Annotated in this window: 15 protein-coding genes; 14 read left to right on the top strand and 1 reads right to left on the bottom strand. The window is 71.7% G+C overall.

All coding sequences use genetic code 11. From position 1 onward, the window contains the following. From ABZ919_RS15950 to ABZ919_RS15900, 11 genes are all read left to right on the top strand, one after another. Window positions 1-933 carry a deoxyribose-phosphate aldolase gene (locus tag ABZ919_RS15950; protein WP_361247745.1) on the top strand — a complete coding sequence of 311 codons (933 nt, stop codon included), beginning with the start codon at window positions 1-3 and terminating at the stop codon, window positions 931-933. 7 nt (window positions 934-940) lie between these two features. Continuing rightward, on the top strand, window positions 941-1,780 hold the full coding sequence (gene iolB, locus ABZ919_RS15945) for a 5-deoxy-glucuronate isomerase (RefSeq protein ID WP_361247743.1): 840 nt from the start codon (window positions 941-943) through the stop codon (window positions 1,778-1,780). Then, entirely contained in the window at window positions 1,777-3,654 is a 1,878-nt protein-coding gene (gene iolD / locus ABZ919_RS15940) for a 3D-(3,5/4)-trihydroxycyclohexane-1,2-dione acylhydrolase (decyclizing) (RefSeq protein WP_361247741.1), read from the top strand. The genes iolB and iolD overlap by 4 nt, the downstream gene beginning before the upstream one ends. 16 nt (window positions 3,655-3,670) lie before the next feature. Next, window positions 3,671-5,173 (top strand): CoA-acylating methylmalonate-semialdehyde dehydrogenase, encoded by a 1,503-nt coding sequence (gene mmsA / locus ABZ919_RS15935; protein ID WP_361247739.1) that lies wholly within the window; start codon window positions 3,671-3,673, stop codon window positions 5,171-5,173. A 379-nt stretch (window positions 5,174-5,552) separates the two neighbouring features. Further along, a complete protein-coding gene (locus ABZ919_RS15930) occupies window positions 5,553-6,962 on the top strand; it encodes an APC family permease (protein WP_361247737.1) in 1,410 nt (469 codons plus the stop codon). A gap of 153 nt (window positions 6,963-7,115) precedes the next feature. Then, the gene (locus ABZ919_RS15925; protein ID WP_361247735.1) at window positions 7,116-9,764 is read left to right on the top strand and encodes a CocE/NonD family hydrolase; all 2,649 of its coding nucleotides are present in this window, start codon (window positions 7,116-7,118) and stop codon (window positions 9,762-9,764) included. Next, a complete protein-coding gene (locus tag ABZ919_RS15920) occupies window positions 9,761-10,615 on the top strand; it encodes an ABC transporter permease (RefSeq protein WP_361247733.1) in 855 nt (284 codons plus the stop codon). Before ABZ919_RS15925 ends, ABZ919_RS15920 begins: the two co-directional genes overlap by 4 nt. A gap of 304 nt (window positions 10,616-10,919) precedes the next feature. Beyond that, a complete protein-coding gene (locus tag ABZ919_RS15915) occupies window positions 10,920-11,213 on the top strand; it encodes a hypothetical protein (RefSeq protein WP_361247731.1) in 294 nt (97 codons plus the stop codon). A 648-nt stretch (window positions 11,214-11,861) separates the two neighbouring features. Continuing rightward, a complete protein-coding gene (locus ABZ919_RS15910) occupies window positions 11,862-12,065 on the top strand; it encodes a hypothetical protein (protein ID WP_361247729.1) in 204 nt (67 codons plus the stop codon). A 59-nt stretch (window positions 12,066-12,124) separates the two neighbouring features. Beyond that, entirely contained in the window at window positions 12,125-12,457 is a 333-nt protein-coding gene (locus ABZ919_RS15905) for a hypothetical protein (RefSeq protein ID WP_361247728.1), read from the top strand. 93 nt (window positions 12,458-12,550) lie between these two features. After that, the gene (locus tag ABZ919_RS15900) at window positions 12,551-12,883 is read left to right on the top strand and encodes a hypothetical protein (RefSeq protein ID WP_361247726.1); all 333 of its coding nucleotides are present in this window, start codon (window positions 12,551-12,553) and stop codon (window positions 12,881-12,883) included. 122 nt (window positions 12,884-13,005) lie between these two features. On the opposite strand, the gene ABZ919_RS15895 is transcribed toward ABZ919_RS15900, so the two are convergent. Beyond that, window positions 13,006-13,299 carry a hypothetical protein gene (locus ABZ919_RS15895; RefSeq protein ID WP_361247724.1) on the bottom strand — a complete coding sequence of 98 codons (294 nt, stop codon included), beginning with the start codon at window positions 13,297-13,299 and terminating at the stop codon, window positions 13,006-13,008. A gap of 289 nt (window positions 13,300-13,588) precedes the next feature. Here ABZ919_RS15895 and ABZ919_RS15890 point away from each other — a divergent pair, with 289 nt between their 5' ends. The 3 genes from ABZ919_RS15890 (at window position 13,589) to ABZ919_RS15880 (ending at window position 17,861) form a co-directional block, all read left to right on the top strand. After that, window positions 13,589-14,773: a glycosyltransferase family 4 protein gene (locus ABZ919_RS15890; protein WP_361247722.1), complete on the top strand. Its 1,185-nt coding sequence runs from the start codon at window positions 13,589-13,591 to the stop codon at window positions 14,771-14,773. Window positions 14,774-14,892: 119 nt separating this feature from the next. Next, window positions 14,893-16,131, top strand: coding sequence for an O-antigen ligase family protein (locus ABZ919_RS15885; RefSeq protein WP_361248027.1), 1,239 nt, complete (start codon window positions 14,893-14,895; stop codon window positions 16,129-16,131). After that, window positions 16,128-17,861: a lipid II flippase MurJ gene (locus ABZ919_RS15880; protein WP_361247721.1), complete on the top strand. Its 1,734-nt coding sequence runs from the start codon at window positions 16,128-16,130 to the stop codon at window positions 17,859-17,861. The genes ABZ919_RS15885 and ABZ919_RS15880 overlap by 4 nt, the downstream gene beginning before the upstream one ends. Window positions 17,862-17,922 lie beyond the last annotated feature (61 nt).

Genomic DNA, 17,922 nt, shown 5'->3' with positions numbered 1-17,922 from the left:
GTGGCGGGCACGCACACCGAGGGCGGGGACGCCGGCCGGCGGCCCCGTGTCGACGTGGCCGAACTCGTCCGCATCCGCACCCACCACCCCGAAGCGATCGCCGAGGCCGCCACCCGCCGAGCCCGCAGGCCGCTGCTCAACGAGAACGGCAAGCTGATGATCGTCGCCGCCGACCACCCGGCGCGTGGCGCGCTCGGTGTCGGCGACCGCAGGCTCGCCATGGCCAACCGTGCCGATCTGCTGGAACGGCTGTGCCTGGCACTGTCCCGGCCCGGCGTGGACGGCGTCCTCGCCACCGCCGACATCCTGGACGACCTGCTGCTGCTCGGTGCCCTCGACCACAAGGTGGTCATGGGCTCCATGAACCGGGGCGGACTGCAGGGGGCCCGCTTCGAGATGGACGACCGGTTCACCGGTCACCGCCCCGAGGACATCCAGCGGCTCGGCTTCGACGCGGGAAAGCTGCTGCTGCGCATCGACTACGACGACCCCGGTTCCCTGACCACCCTGGAGTCCACCGCCCGCGCCGTGGACGAGATGGCCGCGCGCCGCCTGCCGGTCTTCGTCGAGCCGTTCATCAGCCGCCGTACCCCCGAGGGAAAGGTGCGCAACGACCTGTCCGCGGAGGCGGTCACCAGGTCCATCGCCATCGCCTCCGGGCTCGGCGGGTCCTCCGCCTACACCTGGCTGAAGGTGCCCGTCACCGAGAACCCCGACGACATGGCCCGGGTCATGGAGACCTCCACCCTGCCGGCCGTGCTGCTCGGCGGGGACATCGGCGACTCGCCCGAGGACCAGGTCGCCGCCTACGAGAAGTGGCGCAGCGCGCTCCAACTGCCCACCGTGCGCGGCCTGGTGGTCGGCCGCTCGCTGCTGTACCCGGCGGACGGCGACGTGGCCGCCGCCGTGGACACCGCCGTAGGACTGCTGTGAGGGCCGCATGACCAGCACCGACCTGCATCTGCCCGCGGGCACCACCGCGAACGCCCAGTACGCCGTCGACATCGACCCCAAGTTGGCCGGCTGGACACACAGCAGCCTGCGCGTGGTCGAGTTGGCGCCCGGCGGCAGCCATATGTTCACCACCGGCGACAGCGAGTGGATCGTGCTTCCGCTGGAAGGCGGATGTACCGTACAAATTGAGACGGCATCAACCGGGAAGGACGAGTTCCAACTCCTGGGGCGGGAAAGCGTGTTCGCGGACGTCTCCGACTTCGCATACGTTCCCCGGGACGCCCGGGCCCAGATCGCCTCCGGCGCGGGAGGCCGCTTCGCCCTGGCAGGAGCGAAGTGCGAGCGACGACTCCCCGCCCGCTACGGCCCCGCGCCGGAGGTCCCCGTCGAGGAGCGCGGCAGCGGCACCTGCGCCCGCCGGGTGCGCAACTTCGCCTCGGCGGACTCGTTCGACTGCGACAGCCTGATCGCCGTCGAGGTGATCACACCGGGCGGCAACTGGTCGTCGTACCCGCCGCACAAGCACGACGAGCACCGGCCGGGCGAGGAGTCCGAGCTGGAGGAGATCTACTACTTCGAGATCGCCGGCCCGAACGGTCTCGGCTACCAGCGCGTGTTCCCCTCGCGCGAGGGCGGCGCGGACGTCCTCGCCGAGGTCCGTTCCGGCGACACCGTGCTCGTCCCCGACGGCTGGCACGGCCCGTCGATCGCCCAGCCCGGGCACGACATGTACTACCTGAACGTGATGGCCGGCCCGGGCGAGACCCGGGAGTGGCGGATCTGCTTCCACCCCGACCACGTAGACAGCACAGGGGGCTACCGATGACGATCCGGCTGACCGCCGCCCAGGCACTCGTCCGCTTCCTCGCCGCGCAGTACACCGAACGCGACGGCGAGCGGCAGCGGCTGATCGGTGCCACCTGGGGCATCTTCGGCCACGGCAACGTCGCGGGGCTCGGCCAGGCCCTGATCGAGTACGCGGACGTCATGCCCTACCACCAGGGCCGCAACGAGCAGTCCATGGTGCACGCGGCCGTCGGCTACGCCCGCCAGTCGGGCCGCCTGTCCACGCACGCGGTGACGACGTCGATCGGCCCCGGGGCCACCAACCTCGTCACCGGCGCCGCCCTCGCCACCATCAACCACCTGCCGGTGCTGCTCCTGCCCGGCGACGTCTTCGCCACCCGCCCCGCCGACCCGGTCCTGCAGCAGCTGGAGGTCCCGTACGCGGGCGATGTGTCGGTGAACGACACCCTGCGCCCGGTGTCCAGGTACTTCGACCGCGTCACGCGCCCCGAACAGCTCATCCCGAGCGCCCTGCAGGCCATGCGGGTCCTGACCGACCCGGTCGAGACGGGCGCGGTCACGCTCGCCCTGCCGCAGGACGTGCAGGCGGAGGCCTTCGACTGGCCGGAGCAGTTCTTCGCCCAGCGCGTGTGGACCGTACGGCGGCCGGGCGCGGACCCGACCGAGCTGGCCGAGGCGGTCAGGGCGGTGCGGGAGGCGCGGCGGCCCCTGGTGGTCGCGGGCGGCGGGGTCCACCACAGCCGCGCCGAGACCGCCCTCGCCGAGTTCGCGTCGGCCACCGGCATCCCGGTCGCCTCCACCCAGGCCGGCAAGGGCTCCCTGCGCCACGACCATCCGCAGGACGTCGGCGGGGTCGGCCACACCGGCACCGCGACCGCCGACGAACTGGCCCGCACGGCCGACCTGGTGATCGGCGTCGGCACCCGGTACACCGACTTCACCACGGCCTCCGGCACCCTCTTCGGGAACCCGGACGTCCGCTTCCTCAACCTCAACATCGCGCCCTTCGACGGCCACAAGCTCTCCGGGCTGCCGCTGGTCGCCGACGCCCGCAGCGGCCTGGGCGAGCTGACCGAGGCGCTGGTGATGCACGGGCACCGGGTCGCCGACTCCTACGTCACCGAGTACACCGAGGACAAGGAGCGCTGGGAGCAGCGCGTCGACGCCTGCTTCGAGGCGGACGAGATCGACGTACGGCCGACCCAGCCGCAGGTCATCGGCGCCCTGGACGCCGTGGTGGACGAGTCCGACATCATCATCAACGCGGCCGGCTCGCTCCCCGGCGACCTGCACAAGCTGTGGCGGGCCCGGTCGCACGACCAGTACCACCTGGAGTACGGCTACTCCTGCATGGGCTACGAGATCCCCGCCGCGCTCGGCGTGAAGCTCGCCGCACCCGAGCGGAACGTGTGGGCGCTGGTCGGCGACGGCACCTATCTGATGATGCCCACCGAGATCGTGACGGCCGTGCAGGAGGGCATAGCGATCAAGATCCTGCTGGTGCAGAACCACGGGTACGCGTCCATCGGCGGCCTGTCGGAGTCGGTGGGCGGAGAGCGGTTCGGCACCGCGTACCGCTTCCAGGCCGACGACGGCACGTTCACCGGCGCCCCGCTGCCCGTCGACCTGGCCGCCAACGCCGCGAGCCTGGGCATGCGGGTGCTGCGCGCGAAGACCGTACGGGACCTGCGCGCGGCCCTCGCCGAGGCGCGGGCCGCCGACACTCCCACATGTGTCTACGTGGAGACCGAAACGTCCGACACTGTGTCGGGCGCGCCTCCGGCGCAGGCCTGGTGGGATGTTCCTGTGGCCGAGACCGCGACCCGACCGTCGGCGGTCAAGGCACGTGAGCTGTACGAACGGCACGTCTCGACCCGACGCCGCCATCTGTAATAAGGAGTCTCTGGGCATGACGAAGATCGTCAACCACTGGATCGGCGGGAAGACCGTCGAAGGCGCGTCGGGTACGTACGGGCCGGTCACCGACCCGGCCACCGGCGCGGTCACCACGAAGGTCGCGTTCGCGTCGGTCGAGGAGGTGGACGCGGCCGTCGCGGCGGCCAAGGACGCCTACCTGACCTGGGGCCAGTCCTCGCTGGCCCAGCGGACCACCATCCTCTTCCGGTTCCGCGCGCTGCTCGACGCCCACCGCGACGAGATCGCCGAGCTGATCACCGCCGAGCACGGCAAGGTGCACTCCGACGCGCTCGGCGAGGTCGCGCGCGGCCTGGAGATCGTCGACCTGGCCTGTGGCATCAACGTGCAGCTGAAGGGTGAGCTGTCCACGCAGGTCGCGAGCGGCGTGGACGTCTCCTCCATCCGCCAGCCGCTCGGTGTCGTCGCCGGCATCACGCCGTTCAACTTCCCGGCGATGGTCCCGATGTGGATGTTCCCCATCGCCATCGCGTGCGGCAACACCTTCGTGCTGAAGCCGAGCGAGAAGGACCCGTCGGCCTCCGTCAAGATCGCCGAGCTGCTGGCCGAGGCCGGTCTGCCGGACGGCGTCTTCAACGTCGTCCACGGCGACAAGGTGGCCGTCGACCGCCTGCTGGAGCACCCCGACGTCAAGGCCGTCTCCTTCGTCGGCTCCACCCCGATCGCCCGCTACATCCACACCACGGCCTCCGCGAACGGCAAGCGCGTGCAGGCCCTGGGCGGCGCCAAGAACCACATGCTGGTCCTGCCGGACGCCGACCTGGACGCGGCGGCGGACGCGGCGGTGAGCGCGGCGTACGGCTCCGCGGGCGAGCGTTGCATGGCGATCTCGGCCGTCGTGGCCGTGGGCGCGATCGGGGACACGCTGGTGGAGAAGATCCGCGAGCGTGCCGAGAAGATCAAGATCGGTCCGGGCAACGACCCGGCGTCCGAGATGGGCCCGCTGATCACCAAGGTGCACCGGGACAAGGTGGCGTCCTACGTCGAGAACGCGGCCTCCGAGGGCGCCGAGGTGGTGCTCGACGGCACCGGCTGCACCGTGGAGGGCTTCGAGGACGGTCACTGGATCGGCATCTCGCTGCTGGACAAGGTGCCGACCAGCGCGAAGGCCTACCAGGACGAGATCTTCGGCCCGGTGCTGTGCGTGCTGCGCGTGGACTCGTACGACGAGGGCGTCGCGCTGATCAACGCGTCCCCCTTCGGCAACGGCACCGCGATCTTCACCCGGGACGGCGGCGCGGCCCGCCGCTTCCAGCTGGAGATCGAGGCCGGCATGGTCGGCGTGAACGTGCCGATCCCGGTGCCGGTCGGTTACCACTCCTTCGGTGGCTGGAAGGACTCGCTCTTCGGCGACCACCACATCTACGGCAACGACGGCACGCACTTCTACACCCGCGGCAAGGTCGTCACCACGCGCTGGCCCGACCCGGCCGACGCCCCGGCGGGCGTGGACCTGGGCTTCCCGCGCAACCACTGACCGTAGCAAGAACCCGACGTCAGGCCGTCCGGATACCGGACGGCCTGACATTTTTTTGACACCTTCGCTGCGGTTCCCGTTCACGGCGGACGAAACGGATGATGAAGGGGTTATGAGGGAATTGCCTTCGAATGCAAGGTCACAATCACCTAGGGCTTGATGGATGCCTCTACCGGGCTTGCTGGCCTGGGAATGTGGTGTGACCCGTGCCGCTGACCAAGTGCGGATTCCGAAGGTAAACGGCCATTGACGCGGCGGTTTTCGTCGGGGTTCGCTATGCACCGCCGGGAGCGGACGAGACGTACGCAGGACGAGCCGCCGGAGGCGATAGCGCTCCCGACCCCCACCCTCAGCCGCACCAGTCGATCGGAACCGCCGCATGACCGACACGCTCCCGAAGTCCGTGGTCGATACCGAGCCCGCCCCCGCACCGGGCCTGAAGCGTTCCATCGGAGTCGTCGGCGGCACCCTGCTGACACTGTCCTGCGTCACCCCCGCCTCCACGCTGTTCGTGATCGTGCCCGACCTGTTCTCCAGCCTGGGCACGGCGACGGCGCTCTGCCTCGTCATCGGCGCGCTGCTCTGCATCCCCGTGGCGTTCTGCTACTCGGAGCTGGGCACCCTCATCCCCAGCGCGGGCGGCGAGTACGCCATCGTCTCCACCCTCGCCGGACGGCTGGCCGGCTGGCTCGCCTTCGTGATGTCGCTGCTCGTGGTGATGATCGTCCCTCCGGTCATCGCGATGGGCACCGCCGACTACCTCGCCCCGGTCGTCCACCTCGACCCGTCCTGGACGGGGGCCGGCGTGATGATCGCGGCGACCCTGGCCGGTCTGCTGGACCTGCGCGCCAACGCCTGGATCACCGGCATCTTCCTGGTCCTCGAGGTCGTCGCCGCCGGCGTCGTCGCCATGCTCGGCTTCACCCACTCCCACCGCGGCCTCGGCAGTCTCGGCAGCCTGCAGATCGCCGGCGAGCACGCGCACGTCAACCCCGTGACGGCCATGATGGTCCTGTCCGGGCTCGCCATCGCCCTCTTCGCCACCCAGGGCTTCTCCACCGCCGTCTACCTCTCCGAGGAGCTGGAGAACCCGCGCCGCAACGTCGCCCGTACCGTCCTCGCGACCCTCGCCATCTCCAGCGTCGTCATCCTGGTGCCGGTCGTGGCGATCACCCTGGGCGCCGGTGACCTGAAGGCCCTGACCGGCGGCGACATCTCGAGCATGGTCATCGCCTGGAGCAACTCGTCCGTCGGCACCTTCGTCAGCCTGTGCGTCGCCCTCGCGATCATCAACGCGGGCATCGTCATGGTCATCCAGAACTCCCGCGTCCTGTTCGCCTCCGCCCGCGACAAGGCCTGGCCGGCGCCGGTCAACAATGCCCTCTCCCGGCTCGGCCGCTTCGGCTCCCCCTGGGTCGCCACCCTCGTCGTCGGTGTCCCCGGCGCCTTCCTCTGCTTCGTCGACCTGGACACCCTCTACGGCGTCACCGGCGTCGCCGTCACCGGCCTGTACCTGCTGGTCGCGGTCGCCGCGCTGCTGGCCCGGCGCGGCGCGCACGGCGGCAGGAGGGCCTGGCGGATGCCGCTGTGGCCGGCGATGCCGGTCCTGCTGATCGCCGTCCTCGTCTACATCCTGGTCGAGCAGGACCCGTCGTACCTGTGGTGGACCGGCGGCATCACCGCCGTCGCCACCCTCTACTGGGCCTTCTACCTCCGCCCGCGCCGCGAGACCCGCTGGCTGGTGTCCCTCCCGGAGGACGTCCAGCTCGCCGACGAGGCGGCGGCGTAGGAGGAGGCGTGGCAACGGCGCCGCACCCGCACGGCGCCGGGCCTTCGTACCGCGTCCGAAGTACGCCGGGCCGCCCCGTACTCCTGGGGGAGGGCCCGGCGTTCAGCCCACCGGCTTGCCTGGATGTCCGTGGCGGCCCGTACCGTTGAGGGCATGGATCTTCGGGTGCCCTCGGTGCGGGGACTGCTCAAGGGGCCGCGCCGGCTGTTCGCCGCCGCGGCCGCCGTCGTGGTGCTCGCCGGTGCCGGCACCTGGACGGCCGCCGCATCCGGTGACACACCCCCGGTGCACAGGACCGACCAGGTCATGGCGGTCGACGGCGTCCACCTGGACACCTCGTTCTTCACCCCGGCCGGCGCCGGACGGCACCCCGCCGTCCTGCTGGCGCACGGCTTCGGCGGCAGCAAGGACGACATGCGGCAGCAGGCCGAGGACCTCGCCCGGGACGGATACGCGGTCCTGACCTGGTCCGCGCGCGGCTTCGGCAGCTCCACCGGGAAGATCGGGCTCAACGACCCGCGGGGCGAGGTCGCCGACGTCTCCCGGCTGATCGACTGGCTGGCGAAGCGGCCCCAGGTCCAGCTCGACAGACCGGGCGACCCGCGCGTGGGCATGGCGGGCGGCTCCTACGGCGGCGCGGTCTCGCTGCTCGCCGCGGGATACGACCACCGGGTCGACGCCATCGCCCCGGCCATCACCTACTGGAACCTCGCGGACGCCCTGTTCCCGAACGGCGTGTTCAAGAAACTGTGGGCCGGTGTCTTCCTCAACACCGGCGGCGGCTGCGCCCGCTTCGAGCCCGCGCTGTGCCGGATGTACGACAGGGTCGCCGAGTCCGGCACCCCGGATGCGGCCGCCCGCGAGATGCTCCAGGAGCGCTCGCCGTCCGCCGTGGGCTCCCGCATCAAGGTCCCCGCACTGCTGCTGCAGGGCCAGACCGACTCCCTGTTCACCCTCGCCCAGTCCGACGCCGCCGAGAAGGCGATCCGGGCGAACGGCGCCCCCGTGGACGTCGACTGGATCGCCGGTGGCCATGACGGCGGCGACATGGAGACCGGCCGGGCGCAGGCGCGCGTGCGCGGGTGGTTCGACCGGTATCTGAAGGGCGACACGAGCGCCGGCACCGGGCCCGCCTTCCGGATCACCCGCACCGGAGGCGTGAACTCCACCGACGGCACCGCCCAGCTGCGCGGCGCGTCCGCCACCGCCTACCCCGGCCTGCGCGACCACCCGCGCGGCATCGCCCTCACCGGCGGCACCCAGCACGTCACCAACCCGGCCGGCGCCAGCCCACCCGGTGTCTCCGCGCTGCCCGGCCTCGGCGGCTCCGGCGGTCTGACCCAGCTCTCCGCGCTCGGCCTCGGCGTCTCCCTCGACTTCCCCGGCCAGTACGCGAAGTTCGACTCGACGCCGCTCACCCGGGACCTGCAGATCACCGGCACCCCGACCGCGACCGTCCACATCACCTCGACCGGCGGGGACGCCGTCCTCTTCGGCAAGGTCTACGACGTCGGGCCCGACGGCACCCGGCAGGTGCTGCCTTCCCAGCTCGTCGCCCCCTTCCGGGTGACCGGCGCCAGAGCGGGCAAGGACGTCACCGTCACCCTCCCGGCGATCGACCACGAGGTGCAGAAGGGCCACCGGCTCCGCCTGGTCCTCGCCTCCACCGACCTCGGTTACGCCTCACCGGCCGCCCCGGCCACCTACACCGTCTCCCTGCGGGGAGACCTGAGCGTGCCGACGGCCCCCGCCGTGACCACCGCGGCGGCCCCTCTGCCCGCCTGGGTCTGGTGGCTGCCGGCTGCCGGCGCGGTGGCCGCGCTCACCCTGCTGCTCACCGCCCGCCGCCGGACGGCCGGCCCCGCGCCCGACCCCGGGCTGGCCGAAGTCCCGCTCGTGATCAAGGACTTGAGCAAGCGGTACGCGAAGTCCGCCGACCGGTACGCGGTGCGCGAGCTGTCCTTCCGGGTGGACAAGGGCCAGGTGCTCGGCCTGCTCGGCCCCAACGGCGCGGGCAAGACCACCACCCTGCGCATGCTGATGGGGCTGATCACACCGGACGACGGAGAGATCCGCGTCTTCGGCCACGCCATCCGGCCCGGCGCGCCCGTGCTGTCGCGGGTCGGCGCCTTCGTGGAGGGCGCGGGGTTCCTGCCGCACCTGTCCGGCCGGGAGAACCTGGAGCTGTACTGGCGGGCCACCGGCCGCCCGCCCCAGGACGCCCACCTGGACGAGGCGCTGGAGATCGCCGGGCTCGGCGACGCGCTCGCCCGCGCGGTGCGCACCTACTCGCAGGGCATGCGCCAGCGCCTCGCCATCGCCCAGGCCATGCTCGGCCTGCCCGACCTGCTCATCCTCGACGAGCCCACCAACGGCCTCGACCCGCCGCAGATCCGCGAGATGCGCGAGGTGATGATCCGCTACGCGGCCGGCGGTCGCACGGTGATCGTCTCCAGCCACCTCCTCGCCGAGGTCGAGCAGTCCTGCACCCACCTGGTCGTCATGGACCGCGGCCGGCTCGTCCAGGCCGGCCCGGTCGGCGAGATCGTCGGCTCCGGCGACACCCTGCTCGTCGGCACCGCCACACCCGTCGAGGAGCCGGTCGTGGAGAAGGTGGCCGCGCTGCCCGGCGTCGCCTCCGCCGTGGGCACCGGCGACGGGCTGCTGGTCCGGCTCGAACCAGGCGGCACGGCCGAGCGGCTGGTCGTGGAGCTGGTCCGGCTGGAGGTGCCCGTCGCCTCGGTCGGCCCGCACCGCCGCCTGGAAGACGCCTTCCTCACCCTGATCGGAGGTTCAGCATGAGCACGCTCACCGAGGTCGCCTCCGGGTATCAGACGCGGCACACCCTGCCCCTGCGCGTCGAACTGGTCCGGCAGCTCAAGCGGCGCCGCACCCTGATCATGGGGGCGGTCCTCGCCCTGCTGCCCTTCGTGCTGCTGATCGCCTTCGCGATCGGCGGCGACCCGGCGAGCCGCAACGACCGGATCACCCTGATGGACACGGCCACCGCGTCCGGCGCCAACTTCGCCGCGGTGAACCTGTTCGTCTCGGCCGGCTTTCTGCTGGTGATCCCGGTCGCCCTGTTCTGCGGGGACACGGTCGCCTCGGAGGCGAGCTGGTCCTCGCTGCGGTATCTGCTCGCCGCCCCCGTGCCCCGCGCCCGGCTCCTGTGGTCCAAGCTCGTCGTGGCCCTCGGGCTGAGCCTCGCCGCGATGATCCTGCTTCCGGTGGTCGCCCTCGCCGTCGGAACGGCTGCCTACGGCTGGGGTCCGCTGCAGATCCCCACCGGCGGTGCGCTGGACACCGGCACGGCGGTGCAGCGCCTCGCGGTGACGGTGGCGTACATCTTCGTGTCCCAACTGGTCACGGCCGGGCTCGCGTTCTGGCTGTCGACGAAGACGGACGCCCCGCTCGGCGCGGTCGGCGGCGCGGTCGGCCTGACCATCGTCGGCAACGTCCTGGACGCCGTCACCGCGCTCGGCCACTGGCGCGACTTCCTGCCCGCGCACTGGCAGTTCGCCTGGGCCGACGTCGTCCAGCCGCACCCGGAGTGGTCCGGCATGATCCAGGGCACCGCGATCTCCCTCACCTATGCCCTGGTGCTGTTCGCCCTGGCCTTTCGGGGATTCTCCCGTAAAGACGTGGTGTCATAGTTTTCTTTTAGGATCAATTGATTCGCCGACCACATGTGAATAACTCCAGGGAAACCAGAGTAATGCGCTTCTTCACTCCCTTTGTATTCACGCGTATGGAGTAGTGCCTCGCTTTGGACGGACTGTGGACTGCTATGTTCTGCATCTGTCGGATCAGAGGTAACTTCAAGTGAGGTGAATCATGAAGAAGGCAGTTTTCACCACTGCGGCGTTGGCCATTGGTGCGGGTCTTGTGGGTGGTTCCGCGGTGGCGGCGTCGGCCGCCACCAAGGCACCTGACCGCGAATCCGGTCCGCTGGGACTCATGTCCCAGACCGAGGTGACGCCGGCGCTCGTGCCCGCGGCGGACACGGTGATGCGTGTGGCCAAGCAGGGCAACCTCACCAAGGGCAGCGCGTTCGACGCGAACCAGGCGTCGTCGGTCACCGGCAGGAACAAGGCGGCGAAGGTCTCCGGTGTGTACCTCGACGGTATGAGCCGCGCCGGCAGCAAGAAGCCCGCGATTCCGGTGAAGAACCCGCTCGGGACCGGCTCCGTCCAGGTCCACCCGCTGAACGGGCCGACCAGTGCCGGTCTCGGCAGCCTGTTCAACGGGTGACACGGAAACCTCCAGGAGTCGGCGCGGCGGGAGTCTTCCCGTACACCGTTCTTCCGCTGCCGTGTGCTCCCCTCTGTTCGTGAGACAGAGACGGGACCGGAATCCCGACACTCTGATCCGGTTCTGGTCCGCCCCAGGCCCCGCCCCTCGGCCGACGCCGCAGTACCGCGGGATGGAACGCCCCGGCGGACACCTGGTGAGACCCTCGTCCGGCGCCGCTGAGCCGCAGGCCCAGAGAGCGCGGCCGGACCGGTGGCTCCGCACCCGTTCCGGCGCCCGATGCGTGCCGGGGAATATGCCTCAAGCCTCCGGCCTACTGGACTCCTCCTTGCCAGTGGGCCGGACGCACGTCGGGCGCTATTCCGGTGCATGCGGTCGGGGTAATCGGCAGAAGAAGGCGTTCCGCCATCCGGTGGAATCCGTCCCGAATGAGCGTTGTCCGCGTGACTTTTCGCCACATATTTCGGTTTCTTGCTATGTAAGCGCGGCTTACCGTGAATCCAGGAAGGAACCGAGTTGACCAGGAAGTTCGCGGTCGTCACTGCACTCGCCCTTAGCGCGCTCTGCGGCAGCGCTGGCGTTGCCTCCGCCCACTCGAACTCGACCGACGTCACTGGTGGTGGCGGCTTTTCGGAGTCCCCGGTCGTCGTGAACGCCCCTCAGCAGGGGGTTGTCGTCGTCAACGGCTCGCTCGTCGACGGCCGCTGCATCGCGCCGTGGTCCGACGGTGCCGTCGGCGCCGCCATCGGCGGTGCCGCGACCATCGTGCCGAACTCGCACTACGCCGCCTGTGACACGGCGAGCGTGAACCAGGCGCAGAACGCCGGTTACCAGGGCGGCCTGCTCTTCTGACCCCTGCTTCGAGTCATCCCGAGCAGGTGAACCCCCTCGCAGTCCGGAAAGGACACTCCATGCGTAACAAGGTTACGGCCATCTCCGCCCTCGCCGCGGGTGTCGTCCTCGCGACCGCCGGCACCGCCGCAGCCGACAACTGCACGACGGTCACCGGCGGCAAAGGCTTCTCGTCGTCCCCGGTCGTCGTGAACGCCCCGCAGCAGGGCGCCGTCGTCTCCAACGGCACGCTCGCCGACCTGCGCTGCGTCGCTCCCTGGTCCAACGGCGCCGTCGGCGCCGTCATCGGCGGTGCCGCGACCATCGCGCCGAACTCGCACTACGCCGCCTGCGACACGGCGAGCGTGAACCAGGCGCAGAACGCCGGTTACCAGGGCGGCCTGCTCTTCTGAGCCCCCTTTGCGCTCCGAACCATCCGGAGCAGGGCGGGGACGTCGGCTGACGTTCCCGCCCGACCTTCCCCTCCCATCCCGAAAGGCGCATCTATGCGTAAGAAGGTTACGGCCCTGTCCGTCCTGGCCGCGGGTCTCGTCCTGGCGGCCGGTGGCGCCGCTGCGGCCGACGACAACCACACCAACGTCACCGGCGGCAGCGGCTTCTCGGAGTCCCCGGTCGTCGTGAACTCCCCTCAGCAGGGCCTCCTCGTCTCCAACGGCTCGCTCGTCGACGGCCGCTGCATCGCGCCGTGGTCCAACGGCGCCGTCGGCGTCCTGGGCGGCGCCGCGACCGTCGCGCCGAACTCGCACTACGCCGCCTGCGACACGGCGGACGTCAACCAGGCGCAGAACGCCCCCTACGTCGGCGGCCTTCTGTTCTGAGCAGCTCACAGCCTGGCGGCCCGTCGATACTCGGTGGGCCGCCAGCTGCTTTTCCCGCACACGAAGAAGGCCGGCTCCGCGGCAGGCGGAGCCGGCCTTTTCGGCCCGGCAGGACACGTCCTCTACTTGAGGGCCGGAAGCGCGGCGGGAGGCTTGCCGTTGAGGGGGTTCGGCAGCATGCCGCCGAAGACGGGGGTCTTGACGACGCCGGACTTCTTCACGCCCTGCGCCGTCTCCTTGACGTTGCCGGCCAGTCCGCCCGCGGGGACCTCGGCTGCGTTCGGGAGCGTGCGGGCGACCGACTTCCCGTCCTCGAGGAGGCCCTGCCCCGGCAGGTCCGCGGCAACAGCGGGCGCCGCGGCGCCGGCGATGACCAGGGCCCCGGCCATGAGAGCGGCAGCCTTCAGATTCTTCATGGGGTTCCTTTCGACTCGCTTCCGCTGGGATAACGAGTGGAAGGCGTCGCGGGAAACTCCGCAGGCGGCAGGTTCCCGGAACTCATACATCCTGAATGACTCCGCGGAATTTTTATCGGATTATTCCCCTGAAAGGGGTCGTGTTTTCCGACACGATTGACGGCCTCCCGGGAAAAGGCGGATAAGCGGCTAGTGTTGCATCTCGAATCCGATGTGTTTATGTCGAACCTGCGTTCCCTGCGCTCCGTGACGGGGTTCGGAATGTTTCTTCGGAAGGGAAGCCTCGGTCATGCGCATTCCCCTCGTATCCGTCCCGCGCCGTGCGCCGCGGTCCGCCGCGCGCGAGCCGCATGTCCTGCACGTCACTCAGCCCGTGGAGGGCGGTGTCGCCCGGTTCGTGACGGACCTGGCCGCGGCACAGGTCGCCGCGGGGCTGCGCGTCACCGTGGCCTGCCCGCGGGACGGCAGGCTGACGGACGCACTGCGCGCGGCGGGCTGCAGGGTGCTGCCCTGGGATGCGACCCACCCACCGGGTCCTCAACTCGCCGGTGAGGTGGGGCGGCTGGCGCGGTTGCTGCGCGAGGCGCGGCCCGACGTGGTGCATGCGCACAGCGCGAAGGCGGGGCTCGCGGCGCGGCTCGCGGTGCGCGGCCGGGTCCCGACCGTCTTTCAGCCGCACGCCTGGTCGTTCGAGGCCGTGGACGGCGTCATGGCCCAAGCAGCCCTGCGCTGGGAGCAGTTCGGGGCGCGGTGGGCGACGCGGGTGTTGTGCGTGAGCGAGGCGGAACGGTGCACCGGCGAGCGGAACGGCATCACCGCCCAGTGGCATGTGATCCCCAACGGCGTCGACACCCACAGGTTCCGGCCGGAAGGCATCAGGGCCCGGACCGGAACGAGCCCCCTCGTCGTATGCGTGGGGCGGCTGTGCCGGCAGAAGGGCCAGGACGTGCTCCTGCAGGCCTGGCCCGCCGTCCTGCGGCAGGAGCCCGCCGCCCGGCTGGTGCTGGTCGGCGACGGTCCGGACGAGGACCGGCTGCGCGCGATGGCCCGCGAGTCGGTGGAGTTCGCCGGCCCCGCACCGGACGCCGCGCCCTGGTACCGGTCCGCCGACGTCGTGGTGCTGCCGTCCCGCTGGGAGGGTATGGCGCTCGTACCCCTGGAGGCGATGGCCTGCGCCCGGCCCATCCTGGTCACGGACGTGGACGGAGCCCGCGAGAGCCTGCCCCCGGGGCACCTGCCGCACTGCCTGGTGCCGCCGGAGGACCCCGAGACGCTGGCACGGGCACTCGCCTCGCTGCTGCGCCGCGCACCGTTGCGCGCGGCACTGGGCGCACAGGGCCGCGCGCACGTGGTCGCGGCCCACGACGTCCGGCAGACCACGGACGCGGTGATCGACGTGTACCGCGAACTGCTCGGCATGGTCACCACGCCGGTCGTGGTACCCAACCAGAGCAGGGAATCCATCACCACATGACCGCGCAGAGCAGCGTCCTGGCTGCTGCCGGGCGGTCGCCGGCGGCGGTGCTGCCACCTCTGGCGCTGACGGCGCTGCACCGTGCCCTGCCGGTCCTGCCCGTCGTGGCGATCGTCGTCATGATGGGTCTGCCGACCGCACCCGACAGCAGGGCCACCCCCGCCGACGCGGTCTCGGGGCTGGTCGTGCTGTGGGCCGTCGTATGGACCGCGCGGCGGGCACGGCGCCCGCTGACGGGGACCGCCGCGGTCCTGATGGGGCTGCCGGTGGTGGGCATCGCGGTCGCCGCGATCGGGGCGGCGACGCCCGGTGACAGCCTCGCCGGACTGGCCCGCTACCTGCAGCTGTTCGTACTCGTCCCGGTCGCGGTGGTGCTGCTGGTGCGCGACCGGCACGACGCCCGGCTGGTGCTGTGGTCGCTGGTCGGCCTCGCGCTGTGGCAGGGCGCGATCGGGGTGCACCAGTACCTCACGGCGACCGGGGCCTCGTACCAGGGGGCCGACATCCGGGCGGTGGGCACGTTCGGGCCGACCGATGTGATGGGCATGGCCACCGTCGTGGCGTTCGGGACGGTGGCTGCGACCGGCCTCGCCATCGGCGCCGCGCGGCGCCGGCAGCGGATCGCGGCGGCCGCGTGTGCGCTGGTGCTGCTCGTGCCGCTCACCGTCTCCTTCAGCCGCGGCGCCTGGATCGCCACGGCCGTCGCCTGCGGGGCGCAGCTGCTGTCGGCCGGGCCGGCCCGCGCGGCGAAGGTGTGCGCGGCCGCGGTGGCGGCCTCGGTGGTGCTGGTCGGCGGTCTCGGTGTGGGCACCGCGGCCCTGCAGGAGCGGCTGGCCAGCATCACCCGCGTCACCGACGCACCGGACCAGTCCGTGGTCGACCGCTACAGCCTGTGGACGGCGGCCACCGGCATGTGGCGCGAACACCCGGTGACGGGCGTCGGGTTGAAGGCCTTCCCCGTGCACCGGGACGGGCATGCCTCGCTCGCGCTGTCGTCGGGCAGCGACACGGAGGGGGCGGGCCGGCCCTACTGGCGCCAGCCCCTGCTCTCGCCGCACAACATGTATCTCCTGATGCTCAGCGAACAAGGCCTGCTGGGCGTGCTCACGGTGGCGGGCAGCTGGATGGCGCTGCTGGTGCGCGCACTGGGACGGCTGCGGCGGGCGCAACGCGCCCGGGACTGCGCCGTCGCCGTCTGCGGGCTGCTGCTGTGGCAGCTCGTCGACTACCTGTACTCCGACATCGGCGGCCCCAACAGCGTCCTGACGGCCGTACTCCTGGGGCTCGCCGCCTGGTGGGCCGTCGCCCCCGGCGCGGCGGCCGCCCCGGCCCGGGCGACGTCGGAGGTCCCACGATGAGACCGACGCCCCCGGCGGCGCAGGACACGTCCGGGCCGACGGTGCCCGAGCCGGGCACGGCACACGGCCGCGAGACGGCGGGCCCCCCGGCCGCAGCCGGCACCCACCGCGACGCCGCCCCGGCCACGGCGCAGGAGACCTTCCCGGGACCCGTCTCGGGCCGCTTCCTCGCGAAGGCCACCCTGATCTCCGCCGCGCTGTCCGTGGCCGGGTCACTGCTCGGGCTCGGACGGGACCAGGCCCTGGCCCATCTCTTCGGGGCCGGGGCGGACACCGATGCCTTCCTGGTGGCCTGGACCGTGTCCGAGACGGCGGCGACGCTGCTGATCGATGCCGGCATGGCCTATGTGCTGGTCCCCGCGTTCAGCGTGGCACTGGCCCGGCGGGGCCGGGCGCCCGGTGCGGTCGACCCGGTGCGCGCGCTGGTCGCCGCCTCCCTGCCACGACTGTGCCTGGGCCTCGCCGCAGCGGCCCTGGCGCTCGTCGCGGGCGCACCGCTGCTGGTCTCCCTCCTCGCGCCCGGCCTGCCCGAGGCGTCCCTCGCCGCGGACTGCACCCGGCTGACCGCGACCTGTGTGCTGACCTTCGGACTGGCCGGGTACTGCAGTGCGGCGCTGCGGGCGCACGGCTCGTTCGTCGCTCCGGCGGCGATCTCCGTCGCGCTCAACATCGCCGTCATCGGCACGGTGTACGGCTTCGGAGCACACTGGGGTGTACGGGCGGCCGCGCTGGGCGTGGCGCTCGGCGGATGCCTGATGGTCACCCTCCAGGCCCCGTCCCTGTGGCGCAGGATCTCCGGTGGACCCGGCCCGCAGCCGCTGCCCGCCCGGGCGGGGGACGGCCTGCGGCCGCTGACGCCGGCCCTGGTCACGTCGGTGCTGCTGTTCGTGCTGTGCCGCCAGGCGCAGGTCTTCGCGGAACGCTATTTCGCGTCCGCGCTGCCCGCCGGTGCGATCTCACACCTCAACTACGCCCAGAAAGTGGCGCAGTTGCCCATGTCGCTGTCGCTGATGGTGTGTGTGGTCACCTTTCCCGTGCTGGCGAGGGCCATCGCCGAGGGCGACCTGCGGCAGGCCCGGGACCGGACCGAGCGGGACCTGGTGCTGGTGGGCTGTCTCGTGCTGCTGGGCACCGCCGTGATCGTGGCCTGCGCACCGCAGATCATCGAACTGCTCTTCCAGCACGGCGCGTTCACCGCCGCGGACACCGCCGCGACCGCGTCCACGATGCGGGTGTACGCGCTCGGGCTGCTCGGCCACACACTGGTCGGGGCGCTCGTGCGGGCCTACTTCTCGACGGGCCGCGCCACCTGGTACCCGCTGGGCGCGATGGCCGTGGGCCTGACCGTCACCATCGGCGCCGGCGCCTGGGCGGTGGGGTTCTGGGGCGCGCGCGGCATCGCCGCGGCCAACGCCGCCGGCATCACGCTCACCGCGCTGCTCCTGCTGCACGGGCTGGGCGCCCGCAGCGTACCCGTGCGTGTCCACCGGGTCGTGGCCGAGCTGGCCAAGCCGGTGGGCGCCGCCCTGTGCGCCGCCGGAGCCGGCGCCGTCTGCACAAGGCCGTTCACCTCGCCCCCGGCCGCCGTCGCCGTGGGCTGCGTGAGCGTGACGGCCGTCTTCCTCGCGCTGGTCTGGGCTCTCGACGTGGCAGGAACCCGGTCCCTGCCGGCCCGCGCCGCGCACACAGTCCGAGGCCTAGTCGAACGAGGGGCAAGCCATGGCCGTTGACGTCCCGGTACCTCCCCACCCCACCGAGCCGGGCTGCGACCCGGTCGCACGGGAACGCCGG

The sequence above is a fragment of the Streptomyces sp. NPDC046759 genome (assembly GCF_040645475.1).
Classification (GTDB): domain Bacteria; phylum Actinomycetota; class Actinomycetes; order Streptomycetales; family Streptomycetaceae; genus Streptomyces.
This window is presented reverse-complemented; position numbering and strand designations above follow the sequence as displayed.